Origin of the sequence: Lysinibacillus sp. FN11 (genome assembly GCF_024628845.1) — a bacterium.
Taxonomy (GTDB): Bacteria; Bacillota; Bacilli; order Bacillales_A; family Planococcaceae; genus Lysinibacillus; species Lysinibacillus capsici.
Genome location: NZ_CP102383.1, coordinates 832,889 through 854,403, shown reverse-complemented (window position 1 = coordinate 854,403; position 21,515 = coordinate 832,889). Strand labels below are relative to the sequence as shown.

General features: G+C 37.7%; 22 protein-coding genes and 1 pseudogene. 13 read left to right on the top strand and 10 right to left on the bottom strand.

Going from position 1 to position 21,515, the window contains the following annotated elements; genetic code table 11:
- Positions 1-95 precede the first annotated feature (95 nt).
- Together NP781_RS04080 and NP781_RS04075 are read right to left on the bottom strand one after the other, a co-directional pair.
- Positions 96-236 carry an RAxF-45 family protein gene (locus tag NP781_RS04080; RefSeq protein ID WP_004232534.1) on the bottom strand — a complete coding sequence of 47 codons (141 nt, stop codon included), beginning with the start codon at positions 234-236 and terminating at the stop codon, positions 96-98.
- A 156-nt stretch (positions 237-392) separates the two neighbouring features.
- Positions 393-1,421: an AbrB family transcriptional regulator gene (locus NP781_RS04075; protein WP_221680581.1), complete on the bottom strand. Its 1,029-nt coding sequence runs from the start codon at positions 1,419-1,421 to the stop codon at positions 393-395.
- A 204-nt stretch (positions 1,422-1,625) separates the two neighbouring features.
- Between NP781_RS04075 and NP781_RS04070 the strand changes: the two genes are divergently transcribed.
- From NP781_RS04070 to NP781_RS04045, 6 genes are all read left to right on the top strand, one after another.
- A complete protein-coding gene (locus NP781_RS04070) occupies positions 1,626-2,075 on the top strand; it encodes a LytTR family DNA-binding domain-containing protein (RefSeq protein WP_221680580.1) in 450 nt (149 codons plus the stop codon).
- A gap of 1 nt (position 2,076) precedes the next feature.
- Positions 2,077-2,478, top strand: coding sequence for a DUF3021 domain-containing protein (locus NP781_RS04065; protein WP_257521439.1), 402 nt, complete (start codon positions 2,077-2,079; stop codon positions 2,476-2,478).
- 6 nt (positions 2,479-2,484) lie between these two features.
- Complete coding sequence (locus NP781_RS04060) at positions 2,485-3,405, top strand: ABC transporter ATP-binding protein (protein WP_221680578.1); 921 nt, start codon at positions 2,485-2,487, stop codon at positions 3,403-3,405.
- Positions 3,405-4,280: an ABC transporter permease gene (locus NP781_RS04055; protein ID WP_221680577.1), complete on the top strand. Its 876-nt coding sequence runs from the start codon at positions 3,405-3,407 to the stop codon at positions 4,278-4,280. The genes NP781_RS04060 and NP781_RS04055 overlap by 1 nt, the downstream gene beginning before the upstream one ends.
- A 135-nt stretch (positions 4,281-4,415) precedes the next feature.
- Positions 4,416-5,171: a DUF2087 domain-containing protein gene (locus NP781_RS04050; protein ID WP_221680576.1), complete on the top strand. Its 756-nt coding sequence runs from the start codon at positions 4,416-4,418 to the stop codon at positions 5,169-5,171.
- A gap of 18 nt (positions 5,172-5,189) precedes the next feature.
- Entirely contained in the window at positions 5,190-5,531 is a 342-nt protein-coding gene (locus tag NP781_RS04045) for a GIY-YIG nuclease family protein (RefSeq protein WP_257521438.1), read from the top strand.
- Positions 5,532-5,570: 39 nt separating this feature from the next.
- Here the strand turns inward: NP781_RS04045 and NP781_RS04040 are convergent, their stop codons facing one another.
- The 8 genes from NP781_RS04040 to NP781_RS04005 all read right to left on the bottom strand — a co-directional run bounded on the left by NP781_RS04040 (position 5,571) and on the right by NP781_RS04005 (position 13,961).
- A complete protein-coding gene (locus tag NP781_RS04040; RefSeq protein ID WP_221680574.1) occupies positions 5,571-5,951 on the bottom strand; it encodes an MmcQ/YjbR family DNA-binding protein in 381 nt (126 codons plus the stop codon).
- Between the two features lie 79 nt (positions 5,952-6,030).
- On the bottom strand, positions 6,031-6,849 hold the full coding sequence (locus tag NP781_RS04035; RefSeq protein ID WP_257521437.1) for a YitT family protein: 819 nt from the start codon (positions 6,847-6,849) through the stop codon (positions 6,031-6,033).
- Positions 6,850-6,936: 87 nt separating this feature from the next.
- Positions 6,937-8,235: a M48 family metallopeptidase gene (locus tag NP781_RS04030; RefSeq protein WP_306832325.1), complete on the bottom strand. Its 1,299-nt coding sequence runs from the start codon at positions 8,233-8,235 to the stop codon at positions 6,937-6,939.
- A 157-nt stretch (positions 8,236-8,392) separates the two neighbouring features.
- Complete coding sequence (locus tag NP781_RS04025) at positions 8,393-9,199, bottom strand: hypothetical protein (RefSeq protein WP_257521435.1); 807 nt, start codon at positions 9,197-9,199, stop codon at positions 8,393-8,395.
- A complete protein-coding gene (locus NP781_RS04020) occupies positions 9,192-10,262 on the bottom strand; it encodes an MBL fold metallo-hydrolase (protein WP_257521434.1) in 1,071 nt (356 codons plus the stop codon). Before NP781_RS04020 ends, NP781_RS04025 begins: the two co-directional genes overlap by 8 nt.
- A complete protein-coding gene (locus NP781_RS04015) occupies positions 10,255-11,916 on the bottom strand; it encodes an ABC transporter permease (RefSeq protein WP_221680569.1) in 1,662 nt (553 codons plus the stop codon). Before NP781_RS04015 ends, NP781_RS04020 begins: the two co-directional genes overlap by 8 nt.
- A gap of 57 nt (positions 11,917-11,973) precedes the next feature.
- The gene (locus NP781_RS04010; RefSeq protein ID WP_257521433.1) at positions 11,974-12,999 is read right to left on the bottom strand and encodes an ABC transporter substrate-binding protein; all 1,026 of its coding nucleotides are present in this window, start codon (positions 12,997-12,999) and stop codon (positions 11,974-11,976) included.
- On the bottom strand, positions 12,996-13,961 hold the full coding sequence (locus NP781_RS04005) for an ABC transporter ATP-binding protein (RefSeq protein WP_221680567.1): 966 nt from the start codon (positions 13,959-13,961) through the stop codon (positions 12,996-12,998). The genes NP781_RS04010 and NP781_RS04005 overlap by 4 nt, the downstream gene beginning before the upstream one ends.
- Positions 13,962-14,099: 138 nt before the next feature.
- Between NP781_RS04005 and NP781_RS04000 the strand changes: the two genes are divergently transcribed.
- The 7 genes and pseudogenes from NP781_RS04000 to NP781_RS03970 all read left to right on the top strand — a co-directional run bounded on the left by NP781_RS04000 (position 14,100) and on the right by NP781_RS03970 (position 21,508).
- Entirely contained in the window at positions 14,100-15,011 is a 912-nt protein-coding gene (locus NP781_RS04000) for a LysR family transcriptional regulator (RefSeq protein WP_221680566.1), read from the top strand.
- Between the two features lie 61 nt (positions 15,012-15,072).
- Entirely contained in the window at positions 15,073-15,531 is a 459-nt protein-coding gene (locus NP781_RS03995; RefSeq protein ID WP_257521432.1) for a PTS sugar transporter subunit IIA, read from the top strand.
- On the top strand, positions 15,528-15,791 hold the full coding sequence (locus NP781_RS03990) for a PTS sugar transporter subunit IIB (protein WP_257521431.1): 264 nt from the start codon (positions 15,528-15,530) through the stop codon (positions 15,789-15,791). The genes NP781_RS03995 and NP781_RS03990 overlap by 4 nt, the downstream gene beginning before the upstream one ends.
- A gap of 32 nt (positions 15,792-15,823) precedes the next feature.
- Positions 15,824-17,091: pseudogene (locus tag NP781_RS03985) on the top strand (PTS ascorbate transporter subunit IIC).
- A 242-nt stretch (positions 17,092-17,333) separates the two neighbouring features.
- Positions 17,334-18,320 carry a BMP family lipoprotein gene (locus NP781_RS03980; RefSeq protein ID WP_257521430.1) on the top strand — a complete coding sequence of 329 codons (987 nt, stop codon included), beginning with the start codon at positions 17,334-17,336 and terminating at the stop codon, positions 18,318-18,320.
- Complete coding sequence (locus NP781_RS03975) at positions 18,317-19,978, top strand: methyl-accepting chemotaxis protein (protein ID WP_257521429.1); 1,662 nt, start codon at positions 18,317-18,319, stop codon at positions 19,976-19,978. The genes NP781_RS03980 and NP781_RS03975 overlap by 4 nt, the downstream gene beginning before the upstream one ends.
- Before the next feature lie 531 nt (positions 19,979-20,509).
- The gene (locus NP781_RS03970; RefSeq protein ID WP_257521428.1) at positions 20,510-21,508 is read left to right on the top strand and encodes a permease; all 999 of its coding nucleotides are present in this window, start codon (positions 20,510-20,512) and stop codon (positions 21,506-21,508) included.
- Positions 21,509-21,515 lie beyond the last annotated feature (7 nt).

The window sequence follows — 21,515 nt, the reverse complement described above, 5'->3', positions numbered from 1 at the left end:
CTCCAATGAAACGTGCGAAAACATCTTTAGAACACAAAAAAGACTGCTCATTAACAAGCAGTCCTCTTCTCAATTAAATGTGTGAAAAAGAATGGTTAATTCGCTACGTTTGTTATTTGATTTTGCTTAAAAATGGACAGACCTATCCCGTTGTTCGCAAAATCGAAAGTAATCACACGTGCAAAATACATAGCCGTATCCACTTTTACACATGTTTTCGTAGCGTTTTTATTCATTCCTTCTCACCTCCGTTCATAGTAGTTATGGCTATCATAACATTATTCGGATTATTTGGAAAGGGAAATTTTAACGTTCGTTTATCATTATTCAAAAGTTCTATTTGATCGAAATTCGCACAAAGAAAAACATAAGAGATTGATTCGTAGCCCCCCTCATGTTTTCACTTTTTTCACAAACATTTTTACCACAGGCACCAGGAAAATCGAGACAACTAGTACACGAAAAAGCTGAAAGGCCGTGACAATCGTGACATTTGCATGGACCGAAGCGGCAATAATCCCCATTTGATCAAGACCACCAGGAACAATACTTAAAAAGCTTGTCCTAAAATCAAGGCTGTACAACGCTGCCATCACAAATGTTAAACCATAGGCTGCCCCTATAAAAATGCCCGCTGAAACAAACGCATAAAAGATATGCTTCTTCGATAAATGTAAATCCTCTTTTTTCAATAATAATCCGATATAAATTCCTAGCATGAGTTGAGCAATATGCAGAAGTGATAATGGTAATTTTGGTACTTCTATCCCTGCCATATTAATGCCCATTAGTAAAAACACTGGGCCTAGCATATAGCCTGTTGGAATTTTTAGCTTTTGTGCTAGCCATCCTGCGCCACCACATACCACAAGTATGCCAACAAGGTTCCATGTGTATGTTCCATCAATCATAGAACTATTGCCACCTGCTCCTGCCACCATTAAAGGAACAAAGCCAACGATTAAAAGAACGCGAAGGATTTGAAAGAATGTGATGACCACCATATCCATCTCTTGTTGCTCTTCCGCAAATGCCACAACCTGCGACATGCCCCCAGGAACACAACACGTTAAGGCAGTCGCAAAATCTAAATCTGTACGCTTGGCAACAAGGAAACTTACCGCAAAAAACAATAAAATAAATATGATATTTAACACGACCATGCTTCCTAAAAAAAGCTTGATGTCCTGTACAGCTTCTGGTGTAAAGGCATAGCCGATAGAATAACCTGCTACGACTAAACCAAAATTGCGGAAAGAATGATGCCATTTTAATTGGACATTGGTGGATAGCTGCACGATGAGCACCGCTGTAATCGCTCCTAACAGCCAAGGCATCGGTATATGGAAAAATTGAAAAAATACAGTACCTATTAAACCAATGCATAATGTGATGAACATATGCTTATCAAAAATAAACATGGTAGCAACCCCTTCAACTCGATAAGCCTATTATGACCTTTATAAACCGCTTTTTCTACTGGACCGACTTTTGAGCTGTTTGCTATCGTTGAAAAAGAACCTGTTATCCATCAAATAAAACCTCTTATCGAACAATTTATCCTTGCTAAAATTTTCTATGCTACATTAGTAATACCTGATTCAGCGTTTTTAAGGAGGCCTCCTATGAAAATTCATTTAACCATCAATCATGAGCTCGAGGAAACTGAGGTTCATATTCATGTCAAGGAATATAATGAGCAAATTGAAAGATTGATGAGACAGCTTCAAACATCCCAAACTACGATGCTAGATGGGTATGACCAACAAGAAATTCATCTCTTAAAAATTTCCGATATTTATTCCATTTACGCAGAGGATGCCAAAGTATTTTTACAGACAGATGAGCAAGAGTTTGAGTCCAAGCGAAAATTATATGAGCTTGAGGCTCAGCTAGCCAAAGATTTTGTGCGCGTGAGTAAGTCTACACTCGTCAATATCCATAAAATATCCTCTATTCAAATGGGCAAAATCGGCACTACACAGCTATTACTTGAAAATGACGTAGCCATTCATGTCAGCCGAAAATATTTAAAAGAATTAAAGAGACACTTAGGTATTGGGAGGGATTCATAGCATGAAGTATTTACGTATGATGATTATCGGTCTACTCATTTCCCTTAGCTCTTCTTATGTCTTAGTGACGTTTAGCCTCCTATCAAATAATGCGGGGGCGTCAGGAACAGAATTATTGGAGCAAATTGTTATCGCGGCCATTCTTGGTATTGCCATTGGTTTGCTATCCGTCATTTTTGATATGGAGCAATTGCCTTTTACAGTTCAGATTCTTCTACACTTAGTAGCGGTGACAGCATGTGTATTAACAGCAGGCTATTTTGGTAGTTGGTTTGATTCAGGTGTATGGTATGTACTTATTGCGGAAGCCATTATTTACTTGATTGTTTGGTGTATTCTGTATGTTTTTCAATTAAATGATATTGAAAAAATCAATAAAGAAATTCAAAAGAGAAGGGATTAAACACTTATGACGTTTGCGATAAAAGTTGAAAATTTATGTAAACAATATGGAAAACAGCAAGCTGTCAAAGGCATTTCTTTTACAGTCGAACAAGGCACCCTATTCGCTTTTTTAGGTGAAAACGGTGCAGGTAAATCTACAACGATTGAAATACTTTGTACTTTACTAAAAAAATCGAGTGGTCAAGTAACTATTAATGGTTTCACACTCGACGCAAGCAATGATAACGCGGATATCCGTAAATCTATTGGTGTCGTTTTCCAGCAAAGTCTATTAGATGAGCGCTTAACTGTACGTGAAAATATCCTCCATCGAGGGAAAACATATGGTTTATCGAAAACACAGCTTACCGATAACTATCAATTTGTTTCCACCTATTTGCATTTAGAGGATATTGAAAAGAAAAAATATGGAACATTATCAGGTGGACAAAAAAGGCGAGCAGATATTGCTCGGGCACTGATTCACCGTCCAAGTATTTTATTTCTGGATGAACCTACAACGGGTTTAGATCCACAAACACGTCAATTTGTTTGGCAGGCAATTAAGCAGCTTCAACTGGAAACCAATATGACTGTTTTTTTAACGACCCATTATATGGAGGAAGCGGCAGTCGCTCACCAAGTCACTGTCATAAAGAAAGGAAAAATTGTCGCACAGGGAACGCCCGATGCACTAAAAACAAAATATGCCTATGATTCAATGGCTCTCGTTTTTCAAAATGCACAGGAGGGTGTAAAGTTTCTTGAAGAAAATGCAGTCTCCTACACAGAGAATCAAGGGATATACACCATCCGTTTATCTTCTACCTTACAAGCACTTCCCCTTTTAAAAAAAGCTGAGCCACTTATCGCCTCCTTTGAAGTCATTAAAGGATCAATGGACGATGTCTTTCTTCATATTATGGCAGAGGAGGAGGTTGCATAGTGGAAGCATTATTTAGTTTAGTTCTGCGTAATAACAAAATTTTTAGACGGGATAAAACACAGGTGTTCTTCTCCCTACTGTCAGTCATTATTGTCATTGTGCTGTACGCTGTTTTTCTCCAAAAAATGCAGGTAGATGCCATTGAACAACTAACAGAAGCTACACCTGGATTGATCACCATGGTCAATGAATGGCTAGTAGCAGGCTTACTCTCCATGATTGCTGTTTCGACTACACTTGGTGCTTATGGTATCGCTGTTAAAGACCAAGAATCCAAGGTACAAGCCGACTTTTTAACAGCTCCCCTTTCTCGTGCAACCATTCAGTTGAGCTATGTGCTCAATGCATTTATTATCGGCTGTATTTTTTCCTTTATCGCGCTCATCGGCTGTGAAATCTTTATTGTCACAACGGGAGGTAAGCTTCTAAGTTTCGGAGATTTTGTTCAGGTATTGAGCATATTGTTTTTATCTGTCTTGCTTGCAAGTGTTTTTAATTTATTTCTTTCGTTATTTGTGTCGACCCAAAATGCTTTCTCAACACTTGGCACAATTGTTGGTACATTACTTGGATTTTTATGTGGTGTTTATGTACCTCTTGGAGCTCTACCAAGCTTTGCACAACATGTAATCATGTACTTCCCAATTAGCCATACAACACTATTATTACGCAATGCATTTATGGAGAGCTCTATTGCAAATGTTTTTGATGGTGTGCCCGTTTCTTATGTGGAGGATTATAAAATGAATTATGGCATTGTTTATGAACTAAATGGACATATACTTAGCTCCACAACAAGTCTAATTGTGATTGCCTGCACAATTGTAGTTCTTTCTCTAGCATCTATGATCTTATTTAAGAGAAAATATAACTAAATATGAGCCAACAATTTTACACATCGTTTAGTATACGATGTGTTTTTTATTGCATTATAACAAACAATTTGTTATTTTAAATATTAAATAACAAACAAATTTAAAATTCGTTTGTTTTACCAAGGAGGGGTTGCAATGGATGTAAATGAATTATTTTGGCAAGCTCCTATCGATGATCTTAAAAAGGGATATATCGATCAAGCGACACACTTCACCTGCCTACTATGCGGTGAAAAAGTAGAAAAAGGCATTATTTATCCTCAAGAGGGCTTATTATATGAAGCAGAGAAAATGATGCAACACCATATTACATTGGCTCACCATTCTGTTTTTCATTATTTAAACGGTCTCAATAAAAAAATGACAGGCTTAACAGAACATCAAAGTCATATTTTACGCTTATTTTATGAGGGAAAATCAGATCAAGAGATAAAAGAAGAATTAGAGATTGGCAGCGCCACAACGATTCGCCATCACCGTTTTGCTTTAAAGGAAAAGGAACGCCAAGCTAAAACATTGATGGTGATGATGGAGTTACTAAAAGAACAAGATCAGAAGGAGGAACCATTTGTGCCTATTCATAAAACAGCTACTATGGTTGACGATCGCTATAACGTAACCCTCACGGAAGAACAGCAATTATTAGAGAAGCTATTTCCAAACGGTGTTGGCAAGGAACTGGTACGCTTTCCAAAGCGCGAAAAACAGAAAATTGTAGTACTGCGTGCAATTGCAAATCTTTTTGACGAGGAAAAGCATTATACTGAAAAAGAATTAAATGAAGTGATTAAACCGATGTATGAAGACTATGTTCATATACGTCGTTACTTAATTGAATACGGTTTTCTTGACCGGAAAGCAGATGGCAGTGCCTATTGGGTAAAAAAATAAGAAAGTAGGTTAATAATAATGGATCATAAAAAAGAGTTAAAAGAAATGTATAAAGAGCTGAAAATTGAAGCTGGCGTCTTTACAATGACCAATACACAAACAGGCAAAGTTTTTGTGGGGAGCTTTAATAATTTAAAGCGTTTAAATGGCTTTCAATTTATGCTAAAAACCAATACACATACGAACAAGGAGCTTCAGGCAGATTACAATTTATATGGTCAAGAAGCTTTTGAGGTGGAAATCGTTGAATATTTAAAGAAAAAAGAAGAAGGCTATTTCGATGAAAAAAAAGAACTCGAAAAGCTGGAGCAAAAATGGCTTGAGACACTAAAGCCTTATGGTGAGCGTGGTTATAATTAGTCATTAGCGCATTTGCCAAAAAGGTAAATGCGCTATTCATTACTTGTTTGATGCATTGCCAATCAATTGAATTTCCTGCTGTGCTTTCTTCGTTAGTTTATTGAAAACAAGCTCATAGGAATGTTGGATAAGATTCTCTACCAAATCCATCGGGACATCCTCAGCATCCATATAAATGGAATTCCAATGGGTTTTATTCATATAGTAACCAGGTATAATGCTTGCATAGGCTTCTCGTAATTCCTCCGCTCGAGAAGGCTCACATTTCAATGTAAGAACAGGTTTACCTGTTCTATTTCCTCCAAGCATGGCATACATTTTTCCACCGATATGATAGCGATCTGCTTGCCACTCCTCTTGGTAGTCATACGTTGTTCCATGAAGCTGTATACAGTAAGCATGAATTATTTCTTTTTCCATCTTTACGTTCCCCTTCCCCAAATAAAAACACACGTTCGATTATGGTAAGTATAACCTAAAACGTGTGTAGAGAATAGCATTATTTAGTTGTACCACGATCAAACATCCCGATTACTTCCGTCGTCTGTAAAATATTCACAAACGACTTTGGATCAGTTTCCTTAATCGTGCTTTTCACATCAGCTAGTTGGTAACGCGTAATAACAGTAATTAATACTTTCCTACCCTCGCCTGAATACGCTCCCTTTGCATCGATAATCGTTACCCCACGATGTAGCTTTTCTAATAGCTGCTGTTTGACCTCGTCCCCTTTACTCGTAATAATCATCAGCGTTAATTTAATATGGCTCGTATGAATTGTATCCACTACTTTTCCAGTTGCATAAATGGACACAAGGGTTAACAACGCCGCATCCCAGCTAAAGACAAAGCCAGAAGCAGCCACTACGATTCCATTCATAGCGGCAATTAACGTACCGAGCGGAAAATCACGTTTCCGACTAAGTAGCATAGCAATAATATCAAAGCCCCCTGAGGAGCCAGCTGCTCGGAAAATCATGCCCATTGCAAACCCTACAATAACACCGCCAAATAAGGACGCTAGGATCGGCTCTTGTGTCGTTTTGTGTATTGGAATAATATATAAACTCACTGACAACACAGCCACAGAAAGAATGGTGTAGCTAATAAATCGCTTGCCGAGCTTCATCACACCTAAAATCAGTAAAGGCAGGTTAAGCAGTAAATTTAACACGCCTGTATTCAAAGGGGTAATAATCCCAAGCATGATGGCAATACCACTCAACCCACCACTCAAAATTTCATGGGGAATCAATAAATAATTATAGGCAAAGGCCACTAAAATGGAAGAAAGTGTAATTATAATCACATTTCGCATATTGCTATCCCCTATCAATCAACGACCAAATTTTGATACATCTTTGTCATAGACTACCCAATTTACTCTCCTGAAAAACCTATCCTCTTACTTTTTCTTCTGTTCTTCCTTTAAAGGCATATTTTGTTTAAGTTCCCCGGTATCCGCAACTTTATAGATTCGCTCAAGCATCGGTGGATGTGTATAACGGAACCACTTCACTAAAAGTGGTGGGTTCACTTCACTTAAGCCTGAAATCGTTAGCTTTTGAAATGCTGTTACAGCCGCTTCTCGATCATTCATAAGGTTAATCGCATATTGATCGGCTCTCGTTTCCTGATATCTCGATATAAAATTGGATACTGGATTGGAAGCAAATAGTAAAATAGAAGTAATGAGTAAAAATAATGGATAGGAACGAATGCTACTGATTTTATTAATTTTTAAAACCTGTCCATATCGTGAAATCAAGCGACGCATAATTTTCGCTGTTAGCCATAGCCCTATTAACATTAAGAATAAATAGCCTGCAATGCCAAAATAAATATGCTTCTCTACATAATGTCCCATTTCATGTGCCATGATAAATAAAATTTCATTGTCCGTTAGTCTATTTAATGTAGTATCCCATAGCACAATTCTCGAATTGCTCCCAATTCCTGTCACATAAGCATTTAAGGCATTGGTCTTTTCTGCCATGTTGACCTCATAAACATGCTCTGCCGGAATATTGGCCTGTGTAGCAAGTGTAAGTATCTTTGTTTCCAGCTCTTTATTTTTTAGTGGATAAAAATCATTGTACAAAGGATCAATGACAACAGGCTGAATGAACATCACAAAGATTGTAAAAGGGATAGTTAAAAGCCAAGCATAGAGCCACCATCTTTTTTCGCTCTTTTTAATGAGCCAATAAATCACTGTAACAATAATCAAGCTAGTGCCAAAATTCACCCAAAAATCAATGACACCATCTTTCATCCAAGATGCAAATGCTTGTGTACTAATGCCATAGCTTTTGCTAAGATGATAGCGATAATAATCAAGCGGGAATAGCACAATATAGAGCAATAAAGATAATAAGAATAAGTAACCTGCATTTTGCAACAGCTTCCACTTCGTTTGGGAGGTCGTCACTTTTTCAAAATAACGAGATACGCCCAATAGTAAAATCAAGAAGTAGATAAGCCATTCTAAAGGTGTGGCTACAAAGAATACAAAGTTCCGTATTTTTGAATATTCACCACTTAAAAAAAGCTCCTTGCCAGACATAAACATCACGGGATCTGCCGCCGTTCCTTGTAAGGCACTTGGTATTTTACCACCACCGCTGTGGAATATATACCAGTACATACAAAGCACGTAAACACCGAAAAGTAGTAGTGTAACAATGCCCATTTTTTTCGCTATGTTATTTCCCCCTCATATCACCCAAAGTTCGTCCTATAGTAAGTGTAAGCGAAATTATCAAAGTTAGAACAAACATGGACCTACTTTTTTAATCTCTCTGTTGCCAAAGAAAAATTTCGCCTCATTTCTATATGAGGCGAAATCATTATTGTCCTATTCATTTATCCATAACAAATGCCGTTTTACCTCGTTGATCCGCGCTTAAATAGCCAGTGGATAATAGTTGCTCATACCATTGCTTTTCTATAGTAGCTGCTTGAGCCACATCATCTACCTTCGTAGAAAGTTCAACCATAATGTCTCCTTTGTACTGCCACATCTCTATATCCGCTTCATGTCCTAAAAAGCTTCCTTTATAGGTCATAGCATTAGCAGGCCCATATACGACAACTTGAGACAACGTATTTTTATACCATGCTTCAGAATTCCAATTTACAATTTTCTTTGGCGCATTTTCAAGAATGAGTTTTTTCGCAACATTTGTAGGAACTGAATCATAAGAGACCTCAGCTGATGTCTTCAAGGATTCCTTCCGGCTAATCGTAAATGTACGATGGTCTCCCTTAATATCTAGCTCAAACTTATAATTTGATTCAGAACCAGTAAAACCATGATTCATTGTTTCTGCTATTGCTTCACTTAAGGGTGTGTTTAAAAAACGCTTTTTGTAGGTTATATCCATTTTATTACTGCCCTTATAGACACGTAAGCGATGTATATAATCATTAAGAAGAAACGATTGGTCAAGCGTATCATAAAAATAAACTTTTACATCATCCTTTTTAGTTGCTTGAAAAACCTGGACAATAGTTGATTCCTTAAAAATCTCAGGTTTAATATTGAATTTAATTTCATGGCCTGGCACAATGGCTGCTTGCGCTTGTGTTGTATTCACACTCATCATACTAATCAACATCAAGCCCAAGACACACAGATAAAATGCCCATTTTTTTAGTTTAGTCACGCTTTAATTCCTCCTTCGGAAATGTGGTTGTTAAATTTGTATGTGTACTGTGAAAATAGATCGTTTGTCGTGCACGAAGTCTCTGCGACAGTGCCACTATATCCCAATAGTCTGGATGTGTTTTATAAAAGAACTCCTCAGAGAAATGCTTTAAACTAGCTGAATTGTATGCATGACGAGAATAGCCTGTATGAACAAAAATTGCTGTAGGATACTCCTTTGCAAGCGCCTCCACTTGAGCCTCATCCTGCTCTGAGACAAAATACAGTACATGATCACTGTCCTGTTTTTGCTTGAGTCGTTCTAAAAGCATCACTTTATTCGGCCAAATATTTTCATGTTCTTCATCATAATACGCCAATAAAGGTTGTAGCTTGGCATCTACCCTAATTGCTCGAGTTGTATGTTCGGAAAGATACGTCATAATATCGACTGTTTTGCCCGAAAAAGAGGAGGGGAATATAAATGAATGATTGGGATGAGCCTTTACATACATAGCCATTTGCTGTAACACCTCAAGATTTCGAATGCATTTTTCCGCATGTCCACTATCAATAAGCGCTACATCATAAACCGTTCCATCCCCCTCTGGCAAGGTCGCCTTTAATAAATACGAATCGACTACATAATCACCAGAGAAAAAAATCATTTCCTCAAAGAAACGAATTTTGTACCACACGCTTCCAATTAAATGCCCACTATATCCCCATTGAAAGGCAAGATATTCATTGACCTCTATCCATTTTCCAATCGTATCTGGATAGAAAGTTCGGATTTGTGGAATAGGCAGTGGAAGCTGCTGAGCAGTTGTATGACTCATTAGTATCGGTCCGGTATAGCCCATGTTCTTTAGTAATGGCAATGCCCCCACATGATCAATATGTGAATGAGAAATAAAGACAGCAGCTAGCTTTTCAATATGATTAGATGTAATATTTGGTGGCGTTTTTTGTGTATTTTTCATAATGCCACAATCCAATAAAATGGCCTGTCTCTGATTTTCAATATAAAAACAATTGCGCCCATATTCGCCTACACCACCTAAAATTTCAACACTAAGCATTTGCCTGCCCTCCTCGTTTTTGCAGCCAACCCAATAGCAACATAAAAATGACAGTCATAAGGACGGTTATAACAGCTACTGCCATTCCAACTCCTACATTACCTTGCTCAAATTGGCTATAGATAAAGGTTGCCCCAGTCTCTACGGATGGTGGCAAAATTAAAAGGCCAGCTACAAGCTCTCGCATTGATATAATAAAAGTCATCATCATTCCTGTTAAAATACCCTGCATCAAAAGTGGTAGGATGATACGACGGTAAACCGCAATGTTACTACGCCCAAAAATAGCAGCTGATTGAAAAATAGAGGCATCTAATTGTGAAAAAGAAGATTTTATATACTGCACCGAATAAGGTAAAAACAGTACACAGTATGTGACTACTACCATTGCCTTTGTGTTATAAATTGTTGCGGGAAGCCAAGGAGCATTCCAAAACATAATTAAACCTACAACAAAGACAATCCCCGGAATAATATTAGGCATTAAACTAAAGAAGTCTAATATTTGCTGCTTTCTAGTTTCTCCTTTTTTAATATAAAGAGCGATGAATAAACCTATTATGGCGGTTATCAAGGCTGTCATGATAGAAAAAACGATGCTATTTAAAAATGCTGTCAATCCTGCACTTCCACTGGTGAAAACCTCTTGATAAGAAGCCAAACTGAAATTCCCTGCCTGTAAACCATCTCCCCGAACCTTTTGCAAAGAGGTCACGATAATAGAGAAATAAGGAATGCCGATCGATAATAATAGGACAAGCCCTACAAAAGTCCACGAAGCTGTTTTTATATACCATTTATCTTTGATCTCACGTCTAGCAGGCGTTTTTCCTGATAGCACACCATATGTATACTTGCGTCCAATGAGATTCTGGAAATACCAAATGACTAAGCAAACAGACAATAAGAATAAGGATAGCGAGGTTGCCATGCGAATATCGACTGGCCATCTTGATAAATAGGAATGAATTTCGGTTGTAAACACTTGAAACCCAATCCGACTGCCGAATGTAGCTGGCGTTCCAAATTCAGCAAGCGTCTTAATAAAAATAAGCAGACTTCCCAAAACATAGCTTGAAAGTAAAAGGGGTAACACAACCTTTAGCCAATTTTGCCAAGAGCTTCGCCCAAAAATCAGCGTTGCATCTAGAAATGAACCATTTATGCGAAGCAATGTATTTTTCAGCATTAAATACAAAAACGGAAACAGGTGTAGACTCATGATCACTACCATGCCAAATAAGGAAAAGAAGGAATCTGTCATCCAAGCAGCACTTGGAATAAGCTGCTGTAAAAAACCATTGTGCTGCATAAACAAAATCCAGCCCATTGAACCAATATAGGGAGGTGTCATAAATGGAATCGTTAACACAATATCAAGCCATTCATATTGATATAAACTTGTTTTCGTGCGAATGAAAGCCATAGGTAATGCGATAATTGTTGTCCCAATTATCACGAAAACCCCTAAAACCATCGAATTTCCAAGCGTTTTCCATAGTCTATCATGTGCAAACAATCGACTAAACTGTGATATATCAACATGTCCCTCTTTTATAAAGGTATAAAATAAAATGGCCATCAACGGAGCGATAGCAAATATGATGACAATTGTCAGTAAAAATCCAAAAGCTCGTCTTCCTTCCATTATCATGACGATTTCAACCCTTCTCTCTGAAAACTAGAAGGAGGTATATCAACCTCCCTTTATTTAACGAAATAAATCCGTAAACTTTGTTAGTACTTCCAGCTGTTTCGCTTCCGCACCCATCCAATCAACTGTTAACTGTGGAATCTCATCTAATGCTGCACGATTTTTCACAGCAATATCTTTATTCCCTGGTAATAAGTAAGCATCTGCTACTAGCTTTTGCCCTTCATCTGACAATAAAAAATCAACATAGGCTTGCGCAGATTCTACATGTTGCGCATCCTTTAAAATACCTACTGCTCTTGGACTAACCACTGTCCCACTCGTCGGATAGATAATTTCCACTGGCTCACCGTCTGCTTTTGCTTTATAAGCCATATAATCTACACCTGCAATCGTGGCATTTTTCTCGCCTGTAATAACCGCATCCAAGGCTTCTTTATTCGCACCATTGACTTGTAAGCCATTTTTCTTCCAACTATCAATCGTGCTCCAAGCTGTTTTTTCTGCTGCTGTGTAACCAAATAAGAAATCAACAGCAGAGCCTGACAGACTTGGATCGGGAATATTAATTTTATTATGCCAATCAGCTTTTGCTAAATCAGACCAATCCGTAGGCGCCTGTGTCGTATTTTTCGTATTATAGGCAATCCCTAAAGCAGAGGCACTGTAGCCATAAAAATATCCATCTTGATCCGACCAATCACTGTTGATTTTGTCCTTGTTTTTAGCCTCTTCGTAGCTTTGCAATTGATCTGTTGCTTTTAACCCATCCATTGAGGCAACAGAGGCAAGTACAACAATGTCAGCTACAGGATTATTTTTTTCCGCTTCTAAACGAGAGAGAATTTTACCCGTAGTTCCTTGAAACATTTCCACTTTAATCCCTGTTTTTTCTTCAAATGCTTGCTGAATATTTGCAGCTAAACCATCTGGCCCAGCAGAATACACTGTCAGTACTTTCTCCTCCTGTGTCTTTGCACTTGCTTCATTCGTCTCTTTTGCCTCTTTATTACCACAGCCAGCTAATGCTAAGGTCAATAAAATGCCAGCAGTTGCCCATAATTTAAAATGTCGTTTCTTCAATGTAAACCCTCCAATTGATAGATTTGTTTTTCATCAATAAAAACTTGCAATCTTTTTCCATGCTCTAATGGCTGCTTCTCATAAAAGCTCCAAGACTGTCCTTCTACCTGTGCTTGTACTAAATAACGATCGCCAACAAATGTACTTTTCACAATCTGCGCTTGTTTAGCAATCGTCCCAGGACGCGATACTCTCGAAACACCTTCAGGTCGCACAATTGATTGTCGATTGTGAAGCCAATTCACTTTGCCAATAAAATCTGCCACATAGGGCGTTGCCGGAGCACGATAAATTTCCTCAGGCGAGCCAATTTGAGCAATTCTTCCTGCCTCCATAACGATAATTTGATCAGACATTGTCATAGCCTCTGTTTGATCATGTGTTACGAAAATGGCTTGGCAATTAAGCTCATGAATGAGGTGCATAATTTCATCTTGCATTTGCTCTCTTAGAACAGCATCAAGAGCAGATAAAGGCTCATCAAATAAAATCAATTGCGGTTTGGTTGCTAAAGCTCTTGCTAATGCCACTCGTTGCTGTTGTCCACCCGATAATTCACCTGGCTTTCGTTGCTCATAGCCTTGCATTTTTACCAATCGCATCACATGCTCGACTCGTTCAGGAATAGCTGATTTTGGAATAATGCCCTTTAAGCCAAAGGCAATATTTTGGAAGATGGTCATATGTGGCCATAGAGCAAAATCTTGAAAAACCATGGCAATATTACGCTTATTTGGTTTGACATTTTTACGAGACGCCGAAGAATAAATGACGGTGTCATCAAATCGAATTTCTCCTTTTGTTGGTTGTTCAAGACCAGCCATCAACTTTAATAAGGTTGTTTTGCCACAGCCTGATTGTCCTAGGATCGTAATAAATTGCTGATCTAACTCCACATCAATCGGCCATAATGCTTGAAACTGCCCATATTTTTTCTCGATATTTTTTAATGAGATTTTCATAAGTATCCTCCTCGTTACTTACAACTATAAATTCCAGATATTTAGAAAATATTAATCTACTATTAATAACACGTTAAAAAAAATCTAATAAACTAAAGCAAATACAAGATTTTTTCTAATTTCCTTTAGGAGGATAAAATGAACAATAGTAAATTACAGGCATTTTGCTTACTTGTAGAATTAAAAAAATTAGCCCCTGTCGCCAAAGCACTTGGCATTACAGCCCCCACCGTATCCTTTCATATTCGCTCTATAGAGGAGGAATACGGTATTCGTTTATTTCGAACAAATGCAGGAGGATATCGTTTAACAGAAGCGGGCGAAGGTGTGTATCATTACGCTCGTCAAATGGTTCAACTTCAAAAGGATATGGATCGTTTTATTGAAAATCTTTTAGCAGGCCATATCGGTTCATTACGACTTGGGGCGAGTGGCTTACCTGCCCATATTTTTATGCCAGATTTAATTCATCAAGTTTCAACGACCTATCCTGAGATTCGCATTTCACTAGAAGTAAAAACAGCACCCGAAATTGAAAGAAAGGTAGCACTACAAGAATTAGATTTCGGGCTCATCATGGAGACTAAGCAGGAAAATCCTTTACTTCAGTACGAAACTATCGGTGAAGATGCACTTGTATTGGCATTTAGCCCATCTCACGAGCTAGCAGCACAAAACGACATCACCAAAGAAGATATTCTTAAGTACAAGCTATTGTTGCATACATCCTCTAGCTCCACGAATCACTTCATTGAAAAGTGGATGGACCCATTTCAGCCTTCTATTTACACAATTGAGCTAGATTCTGTGAGCACGATTAAAAAGATGCTGACCTTTGGCAAAAACTTGGCGTTTCTATCTGTTTCCTTAATAGAAGAAGAATTAAAATCAGGTGTACTGATGAAGAAAGATCTACATGATGTAACACTGAATAGAAAAATTCAATTGATTTATCCGAAAACGCGCTTAGACCATAAAATGGATGAATTTGTCAAAGTGTCGGTTTATGAAATAGCAAAGCAATTAAAAATGTCTTCTACGATGACATAATTCCACATACAGTCGTAATAACATGGAATGGGAAGATATTTTTATGAAAGGAGGGTTGTCCTTGCTAACCAAGCTGTTGACAAAAGATTGTATACAGCTTGCAAACTTTGTCCGATCATGGCAAGAAGCAATTCATTTAGCGGCTAGCCCATTAGTACAACAACACAAAATTGAACAGCGCTATGTCGAAGCCATGATTCGATCTATTGAACATTATGGTCCTTACGTTGTCATCACACCCAAAGTAGCCATTCCTCATGCACGGCCATCTGATGGAGTTCATGAACTAGCTATAAGCTTGCTACGTTTACAAAAGCCTGTTTTTTTCAGCCCTAATCAGCCCGTCTACCTACTAATTGTGTTAGCTGCCATTGACAATGCTTCACATCTACAGGTGTTGGCTGATTTGGCATTAGTCTTACAAGAACCCGATCAGATTGATGACCTAATCGCCTGTCAACATGCGGACATGATATGGGAGAAAATCAAACAATATACGACAAAGGAGTCAACAGAATGAAAATTTTAGTCGTGTGTGGAAGCGGTTTAGGAAGTAGCTTTATTTTAGAATTGAATGTTAAAAAAGCATTAGAAGTATTGGGGAAAGATGCAGAGGTAACGCATACAGATTTAGCGTCTGCCAAGGCGGAGAAAGCAGATATTTATTTAGGGGCAGCAGATATCGTGAATGAATTAGCGAAAGACAAAGGAATCATTGTGAGCATCATTAATATGATGAGTATTTCAGAAATAAAAGAAAAGCTTGAACCGTTGCTTTAAGCATAAAAATTTGGATAGGATGAGGTGTTGGTATGTTAGATGTTATCATGCATGACATTTTAGGAACACCAGCTATATTAGTCGGCCTATTCGCTTTTATTGGTTTACTCATTCAAAAAAATCAAGTTCCACTGTTCTGTCAGGTACATTAAAAACGATAATGGGCTTTGTCATCCTCGGAGCTGGTGCCACTGTCTTAATTGGCTCTTTAGATCATTTTAGTAAAATGTTCGATCATGCCTTTCAAGTACAGGGAGTCATTCCCAACAATGAAGCCATCGTGGCAGCTGCTCAGACTAATTTTGGTACAGCTACTGCATTAATCATGGTATTTGGTATGATTATGAATCTACTATTTGCGCGATTTACGCCATTAAAATATATCTTTTTAACTGGACATCATACATTATTTATGGCTTGTTTAATCGCTGCTTCATTGTCAGTTGGAGGGATGAGTGGTACACCACTTATTCTTGTCGGGTCTATTATTCTTGGGCTTTGTATGGTCGTGTTCCCTGCCATTTTACAGCCGACAGTTCGGCAAATAACAGGTAGTGACGACTTTGCTGTTGGTCACTTTGGCAGTGTTGGCTATTATGTTTCAGCAAAGATTGGTAAGCTCTTTGGTAATAAAATGAAATCCACAGAGGATATACAGGTTCCGAAATCATTAGGCTTTTTACGAGATACCTCCGTTGCTATTTCTTTAACAATGAGTGTGTTCTTTGTGATTGTTGCCCTTTTCGCTGGCCCTTCCTATATTGAGACTCAATTATCTGCAGGCTCTAATTTTATTATTTTCGCTATTATGCAAGCGATTACATTTGCAGCAGGTGTTTATATTATTTTAGCAGGTGTACGGATGTTAATTGCTGAAATTATTCCAGCCTTCAAAGGCATTGCAGATAAACTTGTACCAAACACAAAACCAGCACTTGATTGTCCAACCATCTTCCCTTTTGCACCAAATGCCGTTATTATTGGTTTCATTTTTAGTTTTATAGCAGGACTGGTTTCCATGTTTATTCTCCCCTTCATCGGACTAAAAGTCATCGTGCCAGGTCTTGTTCCACATTTCTTCACAGGTGCTGCGGCGGGTGTCTTTGGAAATGCTACTGGTGGTAGAATTGGTGCGATGTCCGGAGCCTTTGCCAATGGTTTATTAATTAGCTTTATTCCAGCCATACTCCTTATCTTTATGGGAGACATTGGTTATGAGGGCACAACCTTCGGCGATTCAGACTTTGGGGTAATTGGCATTATTATTATAAATTTATTAAAATTATTCGGCGCTGTTTAGAACATGTAGTAAAGCCTAACGCTATTTTCGTTAGGCTTTTATAGTACTGTACATAGAAGAAGTGCTACGGAAACCTTTTATTAGTAATCTTGCTTTATATTATTAACTTATTATGTATATAGAAATGAATCATTATTCTTAGACATGCTAAAAAATTTATTTTTATGGATGTCTGACATCAGACTAAAAATATTAAGTTTTTGCCGATATATATTTTATACACAACAGGAGGTACACATAATTTGAAGAAATTAATCACTAGCTTTCTTTTGATCACACTGTTGATAGCAGGCTGTTCCTCAGCACCGACAGAAACATCAACGAAAGGATATAAGATAGGGATTTTACTATCAGATGCAGGACTAGGAGATGAATCATTTAATGATTCTGCTTTTAAAGGCTTAGAAAAGGCGCGCGATGAGCTAGGTATTTTGTTTGATTACAAAGAGGCTCCTGATGGTAAATACGAGGAAAAGCTGAATGAGCTTGTAGCAGAAAAATATGATATCATCATTGGTCTCGGGTTCTCTGTGCAAGAAGCACTAGAAAAGACAGCGAAACAAAATCCCTCTCAGCAATTTATACTGATTGACGGACAATCTGAAATTGACAACATCATATCAATTACTTTTAAAGAACAAGAAGGTAGTTTTTTAGTTGGGATGATTGCCGCTATGACAAGCAAAACAGGAAAAGTTGGCTTCATTGGTGGAGCAGATGCTCCTGTTATCCACCATTTTGAAAATGGTTTTATCGAAGGAGCTCGTTATGTAGAGCCATCGATTGAAATTATGAGTGATTATGCTGGTACCTTTGACGATACCCAGGCTGGTGCAGCAATAGCAGAAAGGTATATCAAAAATAACGTTGATTTTATCTACCATGCAGCAGGCTTTACTGGCTTTGGGGCGATAAAAAAGGCCGAGGAAATGGGGATCTATGCAGCGGGTGTTGATATCGATCAGTTTTTTGTTGCAGAAAAAACAGTTGTCACATCCATGCTTAAAAATGTTGACCTTGCCGTCTATCAACTTGCAAAGACATTAGTCGAAAATGGAAAAATTACGGAAAAATCCTTTGCATTAGGTTTAGCGGATCAAGGTGTGGGACTAGCAGATATTCGTGTAATTCAACTGACAGCTGAGCAACAGACAGCCATCGAAAAAGCCAAAGAAGCCATTATTTCAGGTACGATAAAAGTTACTGCGGAAAAGGGGAATGACCAGTGACACTACGTAAGAAATTATTTATGAACACATTGATTCCAATCGTACTGGCTATGGCTATGATTGGCTTTATTATCCTACAAACATTTACGATCCAAACAACAGCACAGGATGATACGAAACTTTTACTTGCAGTAAAAGAACTAGAGCAAAGCTTAGTTGTTGCCAGTCAATCTTTAAATAATTTTACCTACTTAGATAGTGAGGCCAATAAAAATGAAGCGCTCGCTATTTTACAAGAAACAAAAAGTAATTTAGAGGCATTAGCCTCTCTAACGAGATTACCTGAACATCAGAAAATCGTCGAAAAAATAGCTAGTAAATTTGAAAATCTAGAAAAGGCGACTGAAAGCGGGTTTCAAGAAAACAATCGCTCTGAAATTAAAAAGCAGTCCATCCGAATTAAAGGAATTTTAAACGATATGCATTTGCTCAAAAAAGAAACAAACGAATGGTATCAAGAAATGATCCAAGTAACGAAGCAAAAAATAGGTTTCATTACAACCACTACCATCATAGGTAGTGTGCTATTAATTATTGCTACGATACTTTATTCCTATGTGGCTGCGAAAAGAATTACCAAACCCATTAATCAGATTGTAGATTGCGCACAGGCCGCAGCAACAGGAAACTTAACTATTGATACCTCCACCCTTTCCTATCAAGCTAACAGTCGATATGAGATTGATCAATTAACAAAAAACTTTGCAGACATGATGAATAATTTAAAAAGTACCGTACAATCCATCGATTATATTGGAAAGGATGTTAATTTGTTTACACAAGAAGTAACGAGCCATATGAACAATATTCATGAAAGTAGTAATCAAGTCGCTACCTCAACCGACGAATTAGCAAAAGGCAGCTATACGATGTCAGAAGACATTCAATCAGTGGCACTCCAAATGAATACTATGGCAGATCAATTTAAGGATGTAATGCGTACAAGTGAGCAATCGGCTGACACTGGCAAACAAGCTCTGGAGGCTGTTCAAAATGGTCAATATTCATTAGAAAAACAATCTTCCATTGCAAAGGATATTTCAACGACATCACTTGATATTAAGGAAGCTGTAACTCAATTCTCTCAATTTACTTCGGAAATTGAAGGCGCAGCCAATGCTGTCCATACGATTGCCAGCCAAACAAATTTATTAGCCCTAAATGCTGCCATCGAGGCTGCACGAGCTGGAGAAGCAGGCAAAGGGTTTGCCATTGTTGCCGAGGAGGTTAAAAAGCTCTCTACTGAAACGGAGAATGCTACGAATTTAATCACCTCAATGGTCTCGCATATTCAAGATGGCATTATGCACATCCTTACTACGGCTGAACGAGGTTATCTGCTATCAAATGAGCAATCTCAATCCATGGTAGAAACAGAACAATCATTCTCAGTTATTACCATGCACATAACAAATATCTATCGCGATTTACAAAATCTCACAAAAGAAATGGCACAAACGAATGAAATGAGCCAACAAGTAAATAGTACTATTGAAAATATTTCTGCTATTACAGAAGAAACGGCTGCTGGCACAGAAGAAATATCGGCATCAACGCAAGAGCAGCTACTATCCTTACAAAAAATTAGTACTAAAATAGACGAGCTTCAAGCTATGACGGATACATTGATGAATGAGCTCAAAAAGTTCACCCTATAGCATATTAATTCATTACCTAAAGAAATCCAGTGAAAATGTTTCACTGGACTTCTTCATGTTGTTAAAAAAGCTCATGTCTCTAACAGAAAAAACCCTTTAGCAAGGTGAGGGATTGATTTCCGTTCCGCCAGCGTCCTTTCCAGGGGGCGTCCGTTGAGCCGCTTTACTCCAATCAACATTTCTGCAAAAGTGTCTTTTCTTATCTTTCGCACTAGCTGTAGAAAACAAAATAGCCATGATTTGTATAATTAGAGTAAGAATAGGCTCTTATTTCAATTTGGAGAAGCGATGAATGACACCACCCTTCAAAAAAAGAACAGGGAAAATCTTTGCTAAAAAGATACATTTTTCTAGGATTACCCCTAAACAATATAGAACTAAGTATTCTCATAAATAATTCGATATAGAGGGAAAGTAAAAAGATGGTAGGTATCAATTTTTACTTTCTCTTTCCTTTTTTGAAGTACTAACAATATCATCTATGTCATATCTTAAATTAAAACGTAACCATTACACTTTAAGGAGGTCTATGTGGAACGTCTCCATTTTTCCAAATATGTATTGAATTTTTGGTTGCTCTTCATTCTATTCATAGGCATGCTACCACTACTGTTATTCAATGTTTCAGCACTAAACGACCTTAGTTCCTCTCTACTCAATTTAAATACAATATTTTTAAGTATTTTAATTGAAGCATTACCATTTGTCTTAATTGGAATACTGATTGCTGGCTTTATTCAGATTTTTATAACAGAGGAACATATCCAAAGGTGGATTCCTCGAAACCCTGTGATGGCCGTTATCATGAGTTGTCTTGTAGGTGCATTATTTCCAGCCTGTGAATGTGGGATTGTTCCGATTGTTAGAAGATTGATTGTCAAAGGTGTACCTATACATGCAGCTATAGGCTTTATGTTAACTGGTCCACTTATTAATCCCGTTGTTATTCTTTCTACTTATATGGCATTTGGAAATGATTTAAGAATAGCGAGCCTTCGAATGCTTGTTGGCTTTGTCATCGCTATTGTAGTAGCATTACTTATCAGTTTATTTTTTAAAGGCTCCCAATTTAAGAGCTCTTTACAGCCCTACTCATTAACAACCTCTAGTCAACAGATATCCTTCTTCACCAAATTATTAAATATGGTAAAACATGCCATCGATGAATTTTTTGATATGGGTAAATACTTAATTATCGGGGCATTTTTAGCTGCCTTTGTACAAACCTATGTATCTACCAAAACACTTGTAGCCATTGGAGAAGGTGAACCCTCCTCCATTCTAGTTATGATGGGCTTAGCCTTCATTCTGTCACTTTGCTCTGAGGCAGATGCCTTTATTGGTGCATCCTTTAGTGCCATTTTCTCCACCCCATCCATTCTGGCCTTTCTTATTTTTGGCCCTATGATCGATTTGAAAAATACCATTATGTTGATGAGCGTATTTCGTTTAAAATTTGTTTTTTGGTTAATCGCCTTAGTGGCTATAGTTGTCTACATTAGTATATGGATTCTTTCAGCGTATCTCTAAGGGGGAA